This window comes from Geomonas paludis, assembly GCF_014193585.1.
Classification (GTDB): domain Bacteria; phylum Desulfobacterota; class Desulfuromonadia; order Geobacterales; family Geobacteraceae; genus Geomonas; species Geomonas paludis.
On sequence record NZ_BLXY01000001.1, the window covers coordinates 663448 to 678696 of the forward strand.

The 15249-nt window shown below is 62.9% G+C and carries 13 protein-coding genes; 11 read left to right on the forward strand and 2 right to left on the reverse strand.

Translation table 11 applies throughout. The annotated features are described in order from the left end of the window. Nucleotides 1-141 precede the first annotated feature (141 nt). Complete coding sequence (locus H7687_RS02655; RefSeq protein ID WP_183344808.1) at nt 142-879, forward strand: response regulator; 738 nt, start codon at nt 142-144, stop codon at nt 877-879. 191 nt (nt 880-1070) lie between these two features. On the opposite strand, the gene H7687_RS02660 is transcribed toward H7687_RS02655, so the two are convergent. Next, complete coding sequence (locus H7687_RS02660) at nt 1071-2078, reverse strand: SDR family oxidoreductase (protein WP_246404531.1); 1008 nt, start codon at nt 2076-2078, stop codon at nt 1071-1073. Between the two features lie 122 nt (nt 2079-2200). Here H7687_RS02660 and H7687_RS02665 point away from each other — a divergent pair, with 122 nt between their 5' ends. The 4 genes from H7687_RS02665 to H7687_RS02680 all read left to right on the forward strand — a co-directional run bounded on the left by H7687_RS02665 (nt 2201) and on the right by H7687_RS02680 (nt 5705). Beyond that, nucleotides 2201-3547, forward strand: a complete 1347-nt coding sequence (locus tag H7687_RS02665; protein ID WP_183344809.1) for a hypothetical protein — start codon at nt 2201-2203, stop codon at nt 3545-3547. Continuing rightward, the gene (locus H7687_RS02670; RefSeq protein ID WP_183344812.1) at nt 3544-4296 is read left to right on the forward strand and encodes a transporter; all 753 of its coding nucleotides are present in this window, start codon (nt 3544-3546) and stop codon (nt 4294-4296) included. The genes H7687_RS02665 and H7687_RS02670 overlap by 4 nt, the downstream gene beginning before the upstream one ends. 81 nt (nt 4297-4377) lie before the next feature. After that, a complete protein-coding gene (locus H7687_RS02675) occupies nt 4378-5088 on the forward strand; it encodes a DUF4396 domain-containing protein (protein WP_183344814.1) in 711 nt (236 codons plus the stop codon). Between the two features lie 107 nt (nt 5089-5195). Then, entirely contained in the window at nt 5196-5705 is a 510-nt protein-coding gene (locus H7687_RS02680) for a c-type cytochrome (RefSeq protein WP_183344816.1), read from the forward strand. 147 nt (nt 5706-5852) lie between these two features. Here H7687_RS02680 and H7687_RS02685 read toward each other — a convergent pair whose 3' ends face one another. Further along, nucleotides 5853-7217 (reverse strand): chloride channel protein, encoded by a 1365-nt coding sequence (locus H7687_RS02685; protein WP_183344818.1) that lies wholly within the window; start codon nt 7215-7217, stop codon nt 5853-5855. A gap of 306 nt (nt 7218-7523) precedes the next feature. On the opposite strand from H7687_RS02685, the gene H7687_RS02690 reads away from it, so the two are divergent. The 6 genes from H7687_RS02690 to otsB are packed head-to-tail and all read left to right on the forward strand — an operon-like array spanning nt 7524 to nt 15247. Beyond that, nucleotides 7524-7985, forward strand: a complete 462-nt coding sequence (locus H7687_RS02690; protein WP_183344820.1) for a MarR family winged helix-turn-helix transcriptional regulator — start codon at nt 7524-7526, stop codon at nt 7983-7985. A 36-nt stretch (nt 7986-8021) separates the two neighbouring features. Then, nucleotides 8022-9812: a glycoside hydrolase family 15 protein gene (locus H7687_RS02695; RefSeq protein ID WP_183344822.1), complete on the forward strand. Its 1791-nt coding sequence runs from the start codon at nt 8022-8024 to the stop codon at nt 9810-9812. Nucleotides 9813-9822: 10 nt separating this feature from the next. Further along, nucleotides 9823-11406 (forward strand): TIGR00341 family protein, encoded by a 1584-nt coding sequence (locus tag H7687_RS02700; RefSeq protein WP_183344824.1) that lies wholly within the window; start codon nt 9823-9825, stop codon nt 11404-11406. 2 nt (nt 11407-11408) lie between these two features. Then, entirely contained in the window at nt 11409-12176 is a 768-nt protein-coding gene (locus tag H7687_RS02705; RefSeq protein ID WP_183344826.1) for a 4-hydroxy-tetrahydrodipicolinate reductase, read from the forward strand. 24 nt (nt 12177-12200) lie between these two features. Further along, nucleotides 12201-14459, forward strand: coding sequence for an alpha,alpha-trehalose-phosphate synthase (UDP-forming) (locus H7687_RS02710; protein ID WP_183344828.1), 2259 nt, complete (start codon nt 12201-12203; stop codon nt 14457-14459). Then, the gene (gene otsB / locus H7687_RS02715) at nt 14459-15247 is read left to right on the forward strand and encodes a trehalose-phosphatase (RefSeq protein ID WP_183344837.1); all 789 of its coding nucleotides are present in this window, start codon (nt 14459-14461) and stop codon (nt 15245-15247) included. The genes H7687_RS02710 and otsB overlap by 1 nt, the downstream gene beginning before the upstream one ends. Nucleotides 15248-15249: the final 2 nt, after the last annotated feature.

The window sequence follows — 15249 nt, forward strand, 5'->3', positions numbered from 1 at the left end:
CGGGATCGCGGCCGGCTGCGGCCGGCAGGTCCCGGGGCGGCGACGCACCGCAAACCATTAAAAATTCGGCCCCCGAAGCCGTTTCGCCTGCCGCGCATCACGGCGGAAGAGCGCGGCTGCGGGAACGATAAAGGAGCACCGATGATCGAATGTGACGAGCGAGAACTTTGGATCATGGGACTGGGCGAGCGGGTGGAGCGCGGCGCCATCGTCTGCAGCTACCTCGCCGAAGGGGGGCACCGCGCCAGGACGGCCAAGGTGTCCGAACTCTCCGGCTGCACCCCGCGGGCGATCCTGCTGGATCTCTCCCCCTGGTCCGACGACGGCTGGGGCGTGCTGCTGGCGCTGAAGGAGAACCCGGCGACCCGCGAGATCCCCATCCTCCCCATGTACCTGAGCGAGATCGGGCAGGTGGGCGCCGTCTTCCCGGTGGCGGGTTTTTTCACCCTCCCCATAGACACCGCCTACATGACCAGGAAACTGAAGCAGCTGGGGCTCACCGACGAGTCGGACGACTACGACCTGCAGGTGATGCTGGTGACCCGCAAGGGGGAGGAGCAGGTGCAGCACGCCATCACCAAGCTCGGCTTCGAGGTGGTCAACGCCTACACAGCCAAGGAGGCGGTGGCCCTTGGCACCATCATCCACCCCTACATGATGTTCTGCGCCCTGATGCTCCCGGACCAGGCCGCCTTCGAGCTCCTGGAGCGGTTCCGGCTCTACCCGCAGACGCGCAACATCCCGTTCTTCGTGCTGCTCAAGGGAGAGATGAAGGACGGCGAGCGTCAGGCCATGAGCCGCAGCATCGAGCACCTGGTGCGCAAGACGTGGCTCAACCGCCAGGAGTTCCTGGCCTACTTCAAGAAGAGCAAAGAGTGACCAGCGACCAGACAGGGCTAGATAAGAAAGGGGGGACGGCAGCAGCCGTCCCCCCTAATTGTTTTCCACCTTAGAGCCCTTCACCGAAGGAGGGGACAGGCTCCGCCAGGTGCCTGTCCACTTAGGGCTTGGGTAAGGTGGCTTGGCGGACGGGAGCGTTCCGCTAGATGTCCCTTCTGCCAGTACCGCCCTTACCGCCTTCTCCTGGCGCTGCAGAGGGCGGCGGTGAAGGCGGCCCCCCCGGCCAACAGAGCACCTATCCCCCACTTGTTTTCCGACAGCCAGACCTGCGTGCTGAAGGCCTTGGAGCGGGCGTCGAAACGCCCGTGGGCGGTGTAGGGGCCGGGCACGGTTTCCCAGAGATTGGCGGGGCGGTCCGGCCGCTCCGGCTCGTCGGTCTGCTGCGACTGGTACCCGGTGAGGCCGAGGTAGAGGTCGAGCAATCCTCTGGAGACCTTGTTGCCCCACATCGCCTTGACCGTCGGCAAGCCGACGTAGATCTCCCGACGCCGGTGGTGTGACGCCCAGACGATGGCATCGGCAGCAACCTCGGGCTGGTAGATGGGGGGGACCGGCTGGGGCCGGTTGGGAAGGCGCGACTCGACCCAGTCGAACTGCGGCGTGTTCATTGCCGGGAGCTGCACCATGGTAATGTGCACGCGGCTCTTCTCGTGGATCAGTTCGCAGCGGATGGAGTCGGTGAAGCCCCTCATGCCGTGCTTGGCGCCGCAGTAGGCGGACTGCAGCGGGATGCTGCGATCCGAGAGCGCCGATCCTACCTGGATCACCATGCCCCGGTTCCGCGGCAGCATCCTCTTCAGCGCAGCTATGGTGCCGTGCACCGCGCCAAGGTAAGTCACCTCGGTGACTCGTCTGAACTCCTCCGCGGTCATCTGGTTGAACGGAGAGAAGACCGAGGTCATAGCGTTGTTCACCCAGACGTCGATGGGGCCGAACTCCCTTTCCACCTCCGCCGCTGCCTCCTCGACGCGCTGTGCGTCCGCCACGTCTCCGACCAATACCAGCGCCTTCCCTCCCAACTGCTCGACCTCAACTTTTGCCGCCTCCAGTCTTTCGCGGTTCCTAGCGAAAAGCCCAATGCTGGCCCCCTCGCGCGCAAACGCCTGTGCTATCGCCCGTCCCAACCCTGCTGAAGCTCCGGTAATGACCACTACTCTGCGTGAAGTTGAATTCATCATTAGACCTCCTGTTCGGATTACTCCGGAGCCTACTTAGAGAAAATCATAAGTTGCCATCGGAGCAATGCCCATTAGAATACCAGATGTGAAAATTTTAACCTTCCAAATTAAAGGAGGATGTCATGAGAATCGGAACTGCCCTGTCGACGGCAATGCTATTTGCCCTTGCCCTGCAGCCAAAGACGGGTGCGGCGCTGGAGCAGCGCAAAGAAGTTTCCAACCTGAAAGGGCCGTATAATGCGGCGTTTTTTTACCGCGAGAACGGCGCCTTCAGGGTCGGTGCCGCCATTCACTTCGCCCACGGCATTCAACACGATTACCTGCAGCTCGAGCCGATGGCGCAGCATGAAGAGACGGACCGGAAGGCGGACGCGGCCTATGTGAAGATGATCCATAATCCGCCCCACACGGAGCCGGAGATGGAGTTGTACGGGCCGTACACCGCCCGGACCATGTGGCAGTTGTACCGCGCCATCGACTGGACCCACATCCACCATGAGGAGACCTACGACATAATGGCGGCCAGCAGTATCCCGTGGAACCGGAAGAAACAGTGGACTGACCAGGCGGTGCGCTACTACCTCGACAAGTTCGACATCCCTCGCAGCCCAGCGCCCCTCGACGTGACCTTGCGGCGCGCGGCGGTCATGATGAAGCCTTACGCCACGCTGTTCCGGAACAACTATCCAAAGTCGAACAACTTCTTCTTCGCCGCGCACTGGTGGCACCCCGCCATCTACGAGGCGCAGATGCTTGGGGGAAACGGCAGGGCCCAGGAGGAGATGGTGCGTGACACCGATCGCACCCTGTTCGCCAAGGTCCTCGTGGAGCGCCCGCAGCGCATGCTCTTGTCCCGCGAGATGATGCCACGGTACAGCCGCATGTCCCCGGAGTCCGCCAACATTTTCGACAACCTGCACATGCTGCACGGTATCGCCTACGATCTCCTGTCGTACGAGGGATGGACTGTGGAACAGAAGCGGGACGAGTTGTACCGCGTCATCAAGGCCATGAGCTACCAGCCCGGTGACGAGAAGCTGGCGCGCAAGTTCGCGACGCCGCACCCGGATATGGACCCGAGGGTCTACGAGCCGTGGATGAAGGGGACCGAGGGGGAGATGAACAGGATCATGATGGAGATGATGCAGGAGATGATGCCGCTTATGATGCCGCAGCCTCCGGATCCGCAGATGAAGGCGCAGATGATGGAGCAGTTCAAGAAGAAGATGATGCCCGGGATGCAGGAGGGGGAAATTGCAGGGTCGCTCATGGACGCCTTGAAGAAGGTCATGCCCCAGATGCAGATGAGCCCGGAGTCAATGGAGCCGGGGCAGACGCCGCAAAAGATGATCGATGTGATGATGAAAGGGTGGCAGGACAAGTACGGCGCCATGCCCGATGTTGCCCCGATGCCGATGGAACAGGAACCTGCCGCGCCGCGCGCGCTGCCTGAAGGAGGGTCGCTATGAAACGCACACTTCTCTGCCTGTCGTTGCTGATAATTACTGCCACTGCTGCCTATGCCTCAGACCACACCAACCTGGACGAGCATCTTCCGACTGAACTTCAGGACGCGTATGCCACGCCTTTCCGGAACAGGGAGGTACAGGGGGTGGTGCGCTACATCGATGAGGACCCCGGCAACCGTTTCGTGTACCAGCCGCGCTTCGAGTTTGGTGTGCTCCCCAACACGGAATTCACCGTGCAGGGGACTTTCTACAGCGGCAACGCGGACCGCACGGGGAGCGGCGACGTGAGCACGGAACTCCTCTACAACTTCAACACGGAATCGCTCTACCTCCCGGCGTTCGCACTGGCGGTGAACGCAGACTTTCCGACCGGCGAGCGGTCGGCGGGAGTGGACGTTACCACCAAGGCAATCATGTCCAAGATGCCCTACGTCCGTACCACCTGGCTGCACCGCCTGCACGCCAACCTGATCTGGAAGAGAAACGCGGGGCGCGACCGGGCGACCGGGCGCCACGACCAGTTCAAGGGCATCATCGGGTTCAGCTGCCGCGCCGGGAAGGACCAGAGCCTCGTCCTCGACTATGTACGCGAGCAGAAGGAAAAGAAGCACGAGGAGTCCAACGTGGTGGAAGCGGGGCTGCGGCGGCAACTTACCCCGTACACGGTCGGGTCGATCGGCGCCGGAGCGGGTTTCGGCGATGTCTCGGAGCGCTACCGGGTCACCATCGGTGTGCAGCACAGTTTCTAGGGTTGGCAAAGGTAGCCGACCTGGCGAGCCGTGCCCCTAGCGCAGGTAATCCATCAACCCGGCAAAGGCGAAGGAGGACGTATGGACACATATTCGTACCCGGCGTGGCTCACGGTCCTCGCTTGGTCTTCCTTGATCGTGGCAGCCTTGTGCTCAGCGGTCATCGTGATTGATCTACTCCGCGGCAACCGGCAGCACATGTGGATCATGAACGTGGTCTGGCCCATCACCGCCCTCTACGGCAGCGCCTTCGCGCTGTGGGCCTACTTCAGCGTCGGCCGTCTTTCGACGCACCGGGCGGTGGAAGAGGCCAAGCGTCAGGGGAAGACCCCTCCGGGCAAGGAAAAGCCGCTCTGGCAGATAACCGCCCTGGGCGCCTCTCACTGTGGCAGCGGTTGCACGCTGGGGGACATCGCCGCCGAGTGGCTCATCGTCGCCTTTCCTTTCACCATACTGGGGCAGAAGATTTTCGGCGCGTGGCTACTCGACTACATCCTCGCCTTCCTTTTCGGGGTGGCGTTCCAGTACTTCACCATCGTACCGATGAAAAACCTTCCCAAGGGAAAGGGGATCTGGGCCGCGGTCAAGGCCGATGCCCTGTCGCTCACGGCCTGGCAGGTCGGGATGTATGGCTGGATGGCGATCGCCGTGTTCGTAATCTTCCGGCACGAGATCCCCAAGACCAACCCGGTCTTCTGGTTCATGATGCAGATTGCCATGTGGTTCGGCCTGCTGACCTCCTTCCCGGTGAACTGGTGGCTGATCAAGAAGGGGATCAAGGAAAAGATGTGACGAGCCAGGTCCCATCAGGAAGGATCGCACGGCATCGGCTATGCCCGGCACCAGGTGCAGGATGTTGTGTCTCTATAAGGCGCGGGGCCGGCTTATAAGGAGGGGGGATGGCAAAGAGCGTTGGCAAAATCGTTGTTGTCACTGCAGTCGTGTTGATCGTTTTGGTACTAGTCGCGGCATCGATCATGATCTTCTCGGGAGCGGTGAACGTGGCGGCTACCAAGCCCCATGCGAAGCTAACCGAGTGGGTTCTGGAAACGGCACGGGAGCACTCGGTCGAGCGTCGTGCCGGGGGCATTGTCGAGCAGAATGTGGCCCCCACCGGAGCAACGGCGCGGCACTTCGAAGAAACCTGCAGGCTTTGCCACGGCGCTCCCGGTCAGGAGCCGTCTGCGATCGGCAAGGGGGAACTGCCGGAACCGCCGGACCTGAAAAAGGTCGCCAGAAGGATGAAGCAACGGGAATTGTTCTGGGTCGTCAAACACGGCATCAAGATGACCGGCATGCCGGCCTTCGGGAAAACGCACACGGACAAAGAGTTATGGGAGATGGTCTCCTTTGTGGGCAAGCTGCCGGGGATGTCGCAGGAGCAGTACCGGCAGCTCAGGGGGAAATGATACCGCCGGTCGGGAGGAGGGAACCATGATGCACCAGGACATGATGGGATGGATGATGGGCTCGATGATGATCTGGGGGATCGCCGGGGTTCTCCTTGTGGTCCTGCTGATCGTGGTAATAATGAAAGTCTCGAAAAAGTGACATGTTTATCTATGGCTCTTGCGGTTTTTACCGAAGACCTTGGCCCCTTTCACCACGAACGCGGGTAGGGATATGGCCAGGTGGTCCTGACGTTTCTCCGGATTCAGCTGTCCAAGCGGCCGTCCGGTTTCCACTCTCAGCGACGTGCTCTTCTGAATGCCGAGAATCTGGCTCGGGTAGATACTGCGGTATCCCACGATGAGAAAGCTGACCATGCAGGCGACGCCGGCGTGCGGGGCGATGCCGGCTCCGAAGAGCTCCATTGCCATGACCGAGGCGGCTATGGGGGTGTTGGCTGCGCCGGCCAAAAGGGCAACCATGCCGATGGCCGAGAAGGTGGCGACCAGCGGCTCGTGGAACAGCGATGCGAAGAGGTTCCCCGCTGCGGTTCCTATGAAGAAAATCGGGGTGACCACGCCGCCGCTGCCGCCGCTGCCCAGGGTGATCGAGGTCGCGATCATCTTCATGAAAGTGGCCCCGGCGGGAAGCACCGCGCCGTTGAGCGCGGCGTCAATGCTGTCCAGGCCAAGCCCCAGATAGCGCAGCGATACGAACCTGCCGATCAGAACCAGGAGCACCCCGCCCAACAGTGCCTTCACCACCGGATGCCAGGAAAGCCGTGCGAACAGCCGGTGTCCCAGTTGCATCAACTCTATGAAGAGCAAGGCAGCGATACCGCACCAGATGCCAAGCAGGATCATCTCGGTGAAGCTCCAGCCGGTGACGGCGGGGATGATTTCGGCAGCTGGGTGCGGGTAGCTCGCCCCGAGCTTGCCGGCTACGTGGAACCCGATGATGCCCGCCACAAAGGAAGGAAAAAGCACATCATAGAAGACCTGCCCGAGGACGAGCACCTCCACGCCGAACAGCGCACCGGCTATGGGGGTGCCGAAGACGGTGGCAAACCCCGCACTGATGCCGCATATGACCAGCTTGCGCCGGTCGACGTCGTTGAGCCGCAACAGCGATGCGAAGCAGGAGGCGAGTCCCGCGCCGATCTGGGCGCAGGGACCCTCTTTGCCCGCCGACCCGCCCCCAGCCAGGGTTATTACCGTGGCCGCCAGTTTCACTGGTACCACCATCACCGGGATTTTCCCCATTCTCTGGTGCACCGCCTCGATCACCTTCTCCGTCCCGTGCCCGGCGGCGTCGGGCGCCAGCCACCTGACCAGCAGCGTGCTTGCCACAAGCGTCACCGGGAGCAGCAGGTAGTAATTCGGTGCCTTTTCATATTGGGCGGAGGTCCAGGCAAGCGCCTTCAGAAAGGCCGTGGTGCCTCCTCCGACCAGAACGCCCACCACGGACGCGTAAATTGCCCACTTGATCACGCTGGCAAGCAGCGTCACCTGTTCGAGTATTTTTCGGTTCACTCCGTCCCTTCCTTTACTGTCTGGTGTTAGTGCTTGCTCATAAATGTAACGTGCGGCAGCGACGTCGCAGCTTAGCTGACTCAACGGGCGGTGCGCTTGAGTATCAGCGCCGGGTGAAGAGCCATCGTGTAGAAGCTGAAGGGGGCTGTTTCCTATCTGATTTCAGCAGCTTCTCTATATACTCAGGCGGGTGTCCTGCGGACCTGTGGCCCCACCGGTCTTGACCTGTCTAAAAACGAATGATATAGTTCGTAGTGCGAATTATTTGCCTAGCTAACGTTATTGTCAAGCGTTTTGGAGAGTAGCATGGAACGCAGTGAGCAGATTCCCGAAGTCATCGACAACCTCAGGAGGATCTTTCAGGCCGTTGGTGAGTATTCACGCAGCGCCGAGAGAGAAACCGAGCTCCCCGGGCCGCAGCTGTGGGCCCTGAAGATACTGGCCAGGCAGGCGCCCCTGCGGGTGTCGGGGCTGGCCAGCCAGATGTACCTGCGTCCTGCGACCGTGGTGGGGATCTTGGACCGGCTGGAAGCCAAGAGGCTGGTGACGCGCACCAGGTCGCAGCAGGACCGCCGCGCGGTAGACGTGGAGCTCACCGGTGCGGGTAGGGAGGTCGTGGCCAGGGCTCCGGAGGTTGCCCAGGTCATGCTGGTGAACGGCCTGTCCACGCTCACGAAGGAGGAATTCGACAGCGTCCTCCACGGGATGCGGCACATGGTGAGACTGCTTGGGGCGGAGCACCTGACGCCGCAGCCGCTGCGCGGCTGACCCGTGCGGGGCTTGGGCTGACAGGGAGGAGTAGTCATGAAGCATTCTCTTGATCTCGCGCTGATCGGCAACTGCCAGATCGGGGCGCTCATCGACACCCAGGCGGAGATCGTATGGTACTGCCTGCCCCGCTTCGACGGCGACCCCGTCTTCTGTTCCCTGCTCCAGGAGCACGAGCCGGGCGAGGGGGTGGGGTACTGCTCCATCGAGCTCATGGACCAGGTTGCGAGCGAACAGGACTACCTCCCCAACTCCGCGGTCCTCGTCACCAGGATGACCGACTCCCGGGGCGGCGTGGTGGAGATCACCGATTTCGCCCCCCGTTTCAGGCAGTACGGCAGGATCTTCACTCCCATCATGCTGGTCCGCCAGGTGCGCCGTCTGCACGGCACGCCGCGGATCGTCGCCAGGGTGCGGCCGGCACGCAACTACGGGGCGGAACGCGGCGAATACACCTACGGCAGCCATCATGTCCGCTACGTCTCGCCGTACATGGTGTTGCGCCTTTCCACCGACGCCTCGATCACCGCCATCCTGCAGGAGCTCCCGTTCGTGCTCGATGACGAGGTGAACCTCGTGTTCGGCCCGGACGAGACCGTGCACGAAAACGTCTCCGAGCTCGCGCACCGCTTCAGGAACGACACCATCGCCTACTGGCAGGAATGGGTGCGGGACCTGGGCATCCCGTACGAGTGGCAGGACGAGGTGATCAGGGCGGCCATCACGCTCAAGCTGAACGCCTTCGAGGACACCGGCGCCATCGCCGCCGCCCTCACCACCTCGATCCCCGAGGCCCCGGATTCCGGAAGGAACTGGGATTACCGCTACTGCTGGCTGCGCGACTCCTATTTCGTTGTCAATGCGCTGAACCGCCTGGGCGCGACCAAGACCATGGAGCGCTACCTGCGCTACCTGGTCAACGTGGTCGCCGGCAGCGAAGGCGGCTATCTGCAGCCGGTGTACGGCATCGACGGCAGCAGCAACCTGGAAGAGAAGGAGATGCCCTCGCTTCCGGGCTACCGCGGCATGGGACCGGTGCGGGTGGGCAACCAGGCCTGCCTGCAGGTCCAGCACGACGTCTACGGCTCGGCGGTGCTGGCGGTGACCCACGTCTTTTTCGATCACCGGCTCATGCAGCGCGGCGACCTGCCGCTGTTCCAGCGGCTGGAACCGCTGGGAGAGATGGCCATACAGGTGCACGACCAGCCCGATGCGGGGCTGTGGGAGCTCAGGGGGAGCCGCAGGGTGCACACCTTCTCCAGCATCATGTGCTGGGCCGCCTGCGACAGGCTGGGGCGCATCGCGGTACGCCTGGGGCTCAAGGAGCGGGCGGCGTACTGGGAGGCCCAGGCGCAGCGGATCCACGAGACGGTCTGCCGGCGCGGCTGGAACGAGGAGAAGAAGAGCTTCACCGCCGCCTTCGAGGGGGATTCGCTGGACGCGAGCCTGTTGCTCATGCATGACGTAGGCTTTCTTGCCGCCGACGACCCCCGCTTCGCCTCGACGGTCGCCGCGATCGAGCGGGAACTGCGCCGAGGGGACTACATCTTCCGCTACGTCGAGGACGACGACTTCGGCACCCCGAAAAACGCTTTCATCGTCTGCACCTATTGGTACATCTACGCCCTGGTCGCCCTCGGGCGGACTGAGGAGGCGCGCCGGCTCTTCGAGAACCTGTTGGCGCGCCACAACCGGCACGGCCTGATGGCGGAGCACGTCGACGTGGCCACCGGGGAGCAGTGGGGCAACTTCGTGCAAACCTACAGCATGGTGGGGCTGATCAACGCGGCCATCCGCCTCTCGAAAAGGTGGGACACCGCGTTTTAGGAAGGGAAAAATGGCAGGAACCGGCTCACCGTTTTACCGCGGCAAGATGAAAGCCTATCTGGCCATGAAGGCGGACATGGTGCAGCACCGCGAGGTGATCAGGGAGGTCGCCGCTTCGGTGGACGGCTCCTGGGTCTATTACGTGATGCTCATCCTGGCCGCAGTGATCGCCCTGCTGGGACTGCTTCTGAACAGCGTGGCCGTGGTCATCGGGGCCATGCTGATCTCTCCGCTCATGGGGCCGATCATCTCGTCGAGTCTTTCCTTCACCATCGGCGACCTCGCCCTGGTCCGGCGCACGTTCCGGACCCTGGGCACGAGCATCGCGCTCACCTTGGCGGTCAGCGCGCTCATCACGCTCCTGTCTCCATTGAAGGAGCCGACGGCGGAGATCCTGTCCCGGGTGAGGCCCAACATCCTGGACCTGTTCATCGCGGCGCTGTCCGGGGTCGCCGGCGCGGTAGCCTTGTGCACCAAGCGCAACTACCTGATCACCTCGACCGGGGTGGCGGTCGCGACCGCCGTCATCCCCCCCCTGAGCGTGGCCGGCTATGGCCTGGGGACCTGGCAACCGATGCTTGCCCTGGGCGGATTTCTGCTCTTTTTCACCAACTTCGTGGCCATCATCCTGAGCTCGGACATCGTCTTTTTCATCCTGGGATTCAGAACCAGCCACGTGGAGGCACCGCAGCACTCGCACCGGACCAGGCTGGTCGTGATCACCACGGTTTTAACCCTTATTTCCGTGCCACTCGTCTATACGCTGAGCAGCGACGTGACGAGGATCAAGAACGAGAAACGCATCGGGCGGGTGCTCAAAAGCCGGCTGGACCGGGAGCTCGCATCGCGCCTGACCGGATACCGGTTCCGGCAGGAGGGCAAGGGGGTGCTGGTGATGGCGTCGGTGAACACGGTGCGCTTTGTTGCCAAACCGGCGCAAAGGGAGATCGAGAAGGAACTGGCCCAGGGGCTTGGGCGCCCGGTACGGCTGGAGCTTGAGCAGGTGATTGTTGCCTCGGAAAGCCAGCTCAAGGATGTAACGGCTAAGGGGGGCGCGGCGCAGCCGGGGAAGGAGAGCCCGGCAGAGCTGGTTGCGAAGATGAGGCCGCTCGTGGTGCGGGTGGAGCAGGAGCTTGCCGCCGCCCTCGTCCCCTTCGAAGTCTCGCACACCGCGGTGGCGTTTTCCGGAGACGGAGGGGGGCTGCTGGTGAACGCCATGCTGGCCAGGGATTACGGGGTAAGCGACGATGAGCGCCTGCTGTTGAGCCGGCAGCTGCAGCAGGCGCTGGGGGTTCCGGTGCGGGTGGAGATCCGCGTGACTCCGATGCTCCCGCCCATCGTTTTCGCCGGGGACGGATCCCTTACCCCCGAAAGCAAAAACAAACTGGAGGTGTTGCGCCACCTGCCTGAAGGGCCATCGGCGTTCCGTTTCGTGGTGGCCGGGCCGAAGGAGAGCGGCGGCAGGCTGCGCTTCCTCGGGCGCTATCTCGCGCAACAACTGGCCGTTCCGGCACAGGCTGTCACCACGGCCACATCCCGCGGTCGGGGAGGCGCGGTGACGCTGCGCGTCGTGCGGTATGACAATGTGAGGTGAACATGAAAGTAGGATTGATGGGATTCGGCAAGACAGGCAAGGCGGTGGCATCGGTGCTGCTGCAGAGCAAGGAAACCAACCTTCAGTGGGTGCTGCGCAAGTCGCACAATCTCGAGCATAGATCGGTACCGGAGTTCCTGGGGATCGATTCGGAGGAGCCGGGATACATCTATTCCGCGGATGAATTTTCCGGGGCGGAACTGCTGGAGCGGTACCCGGTGGATGTCATCATCGACTTTTCCTCCGAGCATGGGGTGAGGTACTACGGTGAGGCGGCCCGCGACCGCAAAGTCGCCGTGGTGAGTGCCATCTCCTCGTATTCGGAGCAGTCGGTGGCGTATCTGAAACACCTGGCGCAAAAGACTCGGGTGCTATGGTCTCCCAACATCACCATCGGCATCAATTTTCTCATCATCGCGGCAAAGATCCTCAAGAATATCGCGCCCTATACGGACATCGAGGTCGTGGAGGAACATTTCAAGGCCAAGCCCGAAGTCTCCGGGACAGCCAAAAAGATCGCCTCTTCCCTGGGGCTCGAAGAGGAAGCGATCAAGACCGTGCGTGCCGGCGGCATCATCGGGGTGCACGAGATCCTCTTCGGCTTCCCCTTCCAGACGGTGCGCCTGAAGCACGAGTCCATCACCCGCGAGGCCTTCGGCAACGGTGTGCTCTTTGCGGCAAAGCATCTGCATGAAAGGGGCGCCGGGCTCTACAGCATGGAGGATCTCATGCTCCCCTATTTCAACGCGGGATCGGCTCAGGCGGCTTAGCGGGCCGACCGCAGCGAGGCTCGCATGAAAAAAAGGGTTTCCGGCTCATCCCTCAAATCGCTCAGGCTCTCCCTCAGATTCATCGTGCCGCTTGCGGCGGCCCTCGGGCTTTTGGCCATCGCGGCGGTTCCCCTGGTGGACCGGCTCACCATGCACTGGTTCATGCGCGACATGGACATCCGGTCGCGCCTGATCGCCAATACACTGCACGATCAACTGGTGGAATTGCTGCAGCAGGAGAACGCCGCCAGGGTTCGGTCGCTGTTGAACAGGGCGGTGCAGGACGAGCGGCTTCTGGCCTTGGGGTACTGCGATCGCCGCGGCAAGCTGTTGTACAAAACCCCCGCTTTCCCGGAGGCGCTCGGCTGTCCGGCGCCTCCGGCCGCGGATACCGAAAAGGGGCAGGTACTCCACCTTCCCCAGGGGGCGGTGCATGTGGCGGTGCACCTGGTCGGGGTCCCGTCGTCAGGCGCCGGCTCTCTGATCCTGGTGCACGACATGAGCTTCGTGGAGCGCCGCAGTAAGGACACCCGCAACTACATAATCGCCTTCTTTGCGCTGCTCGGCGTGGTCGTTTCCGCCATCACCGTCTTCGTGGCCCACCTGAGCTGGCGCGGCTGGCTGGAAGGGGTGCGGGCCATGCTCCGGGGCGAGGGGATCGTGAGGCCCTTCGCCCAACCGGCGGTCGAGCCTGAACTGCAGCCCCTGGTTGGTGACCTGCGCTCACTGCTGCGCGCTCTGGACAGCGAGAGGCGCATGGCCGACGACGCCACCATCTCCTGGAGCCCGGATGCCCTGCGCAACCTATTGCACAAGCAGTTGACCGGCGAGCGGATCATCGTGGTGTCCAACCGGGAGCCCTACATCCACAGCAAAAAGGGTGACGGCATCGAGGTGCACCGCCCGGCCAGCGGCTTGGTCACCGCCGTCGAACCGGTGATGCGGGCCTGCTCAGGAACCTGGATCGCCCACGGTAGCGGCAGCGCCGACCGGATGGTCACCGACCGGCACGACCGGGTCGCCGTCCCTCCGGACACCCCCGAGTACACCTTGAGGCGTATCTGGCTCACCAAGGAGGAGGAAAACGGCTACTACTACGGTTTCGCCAACGAGGGGCTCTGGCCCCTGTGTCACATAGCCCACGTCCGTCCGATCTTCCGTTCCAGCGACTGGGAGCAGTACCGGGAAGTGAACCAGCGTTTTGCAGACGCCGTGGTCCGGGAGGCCGCCAGCGACGACCCGGTGGTGATGGTGCAGGACTACCATTTCGCACTGCTGCCGGGCATGATCCGCAGGGCGCTCCCCAAGGCGACCGTGATTACCTTCTGGCACATCCCCTGGCCGAACCCGGAGTCCTTCGGGATCTGCCCCTGGCGTGAGGAGCTTCTGGAAGGGATGCTGGGCTCCACCATCCTGGGTTTCCACACCCCGTTCCACCGCAAGAACTTCCTTGAGACGGTGGACCGCTACCTGGAGACCCGCATCGAGCACGAGTCATCCACCATCAGCCGGGGGGGGAGCCTCACCATGGTGGAGAGCTATCCCATCTCGATCCAGTGGCCCCCGCCGTGGCAGGGGCGGCAGCCCCCGGTGGCGCAGTGCCGGGAGGAACTCAGGAGGGAGCTTGGGGCGGGACCGGAGCACCTGGTCGGCATCGGGGTAGACCGTCTCGACTACACCAAGGGTATCCTGGAGCGGTTCCGGGCGGTTGAGAAGGCCATTGAACAGCACCCGGAACTTTCAGGACGCTTCACCTTCGTCCAGATCGCGGCCCCCTCCCGCTCCGCTCTGGACGACTACCAGGCCTTCGATGCCCAGGTGCATGCGCTGGCCCAGCGTGTGAACCAGCGCTTTTCCAGCGAGGGGTGGCAACCGATCCTTTTGAAGGCCGAGCACCACGAGCCCGAGGTGGTGAATCGCTATTACCGAGGGGCCGATGTCTGCATTGTCACAAGCCTCCACGACGGCATGAACCTGGTGGCCAAGGAGTTCGTGGCCGCAAGGGACGACGAGCAGGGAGTGCTCGTCCTGAGCCAGTTCACGGGGGCGGCCCACGAGATGCACGAGGCTCTCATCGTCAACCCCTATCACATCGAGCAGACGGCGGAGGCCATCTTACGCGCGCTCACCATGCCACCGTTCGAGCAGCGCGAGCGGATGCGCAGCATGCGTGCGCTTGTACGTGACTTCAACGTGTACCGCTGGGCCGGACGGATGCTTCTCGACGCCGCTCGCGTACGTCAGCGCGAGAAGCTGTCGGCCCGCATCAGGAGAGATCAGTAATGCCGAGCTACCTGTTCCAGTTTAAAGAACTTGCCGCTTTCACACGCCACGTGGCTCCGGACACGCTTTTTGCTTTCGACCTGGATGGCACCCTGGCGCCCATCGTGAACGATTTTGGGGCCGCCAAGGTGGCGAAGCCCGTGCGCAACGCCCTGCAGCGGCTCATGGGACTGGCCAAGGTCGCCGTCATCACCGGAAGGTCGCGGCAGGACGCCATCGGCATGCTGGGATTCCAGCCACACCTCGTGATCGGCAACCATGGTGCGGAATGGCCGGGGCAGAGCGGCACGAGACGCTGGGAGTTGGTCCAGCTCTGCCTGAAGTGGCGGGACCGGCTGCACACCGCGCTTTTCTACGAGCCCGGGGTCGAGATCGAATTCAAGGGGGAGTCCCTGAGCCTGCATTACCGCAAAAGCGAGGACCCGCAGCTGGCGCTGGCGATGATCAATGCCGCCATCGGGGACCTCGAGCCCCCCCCGCGCATCATCGGCGGCAAATGTGTGGTCAACGTGCTCCCCATGCAGGCCTGCGGCAAGGGCGAGGCCTTGGCCGCAGCCATGGATGAACTCGGCTGCAGCAGGGCGATCTATTTCGGCGATGACGAGACCGACGAGGATGTCTTCAGGATGGCGCGGGGCGACATCTTCGGTGTGCATGTCGGCAGGAACGACCAGTCGGCCGCGACCTATTACCTGAACCAGCAGTCCGAAATACTGGAACTGCTCAATTCCATCGTAGGTGTCCTGGAGTCGTGCTGCGAAAGCGGGCCTGAATGCGCGGACGGCTGAGT

Bases quoted from the DNA above. Each gene is read 5' to 3' on its own strand.
- H7687_RS02655 (WP_183344808.1), top strand. From the start codon at position 142: ATGATCGAATGTGACGAGCGAGAACTTTGGATCATGGGACTGGGCGAG.
- H7687_RS02660 (WP_246404531.1), bottom strand. From the start codon at position 2,078: ATGATGAATTCAACTTCACGCAGAGTAGTGGTCATTACCGGAGCTTCA.
- H7687_RS02665 (WP_183344809.1), top strand. From the start codon at position 2,201: ATGAGAATCGGAACTGCCCTGTCGACGGCAATGCTATTTGCCCTTGCC.
- H7687_RS02670 (WP_183344812.1), top strand. From the start codon at position 3,544: ATGAAACGCACACTTCTCTGCCTGTCGTTGCTGATAATTACTGCCACT.
- H7687_RS02675 (WP_183344814.1), top strand. From the start codon at position 4,378: ATGGACACATATTCGTACCCGGCGTGGCTCACGGTCCTCGCTTGGTCT.
- H7687_RS02680 (WP_183344816.1), top strand. From the start codon at position 5,196: ATGGCAAAGAGCGTTGGCAAAATCGTTGTTGTCACTGCAGTCGTGTTG.
- H7687_RS02690 (WP_183344820.1), top strand. From the start codon at position 7,524: ATGGAACGCAGTGAGCAGATTCCCGAAGTCATCGACAACCTCAGGAGG.
- H7687_RS02695 (WP_183344822.1), top strand. From the start codon at position 8,022: ATGAAGCATTCTCTTGATCTCGCGCTGATCGGCAACTGCCAGATCGGG.
- H7687_RS02700 (WP_183344824.1), top strand. From the start codon at position 9,823: ATGGCAGGAACCGGCTCACCGTTTTACCGCGGCAAGATGAAAGCCTAT.
- H7687_RS02705 (WP_183344826.1), top strand. From the start codon at position 11,409: ATGAAAGTAGGATTGATGGGATTCGGCAAGACAGGCAAGGCGGTGGCA.
- H7687_RS02710 (WP_183344828.1), top strand. From the start codon at position 12,201: ATGAAAAAAAGGGTTTCCGGCTCATCCCTCAAATCGCTCAGGCTCTCC.
- otsB (WP_183344837.1), top strand. From the start codon at position 14,459: ATGCCGAGCTACCTGTTCCAGTTTAAAGAACTTGCCGCTTTCACACGC.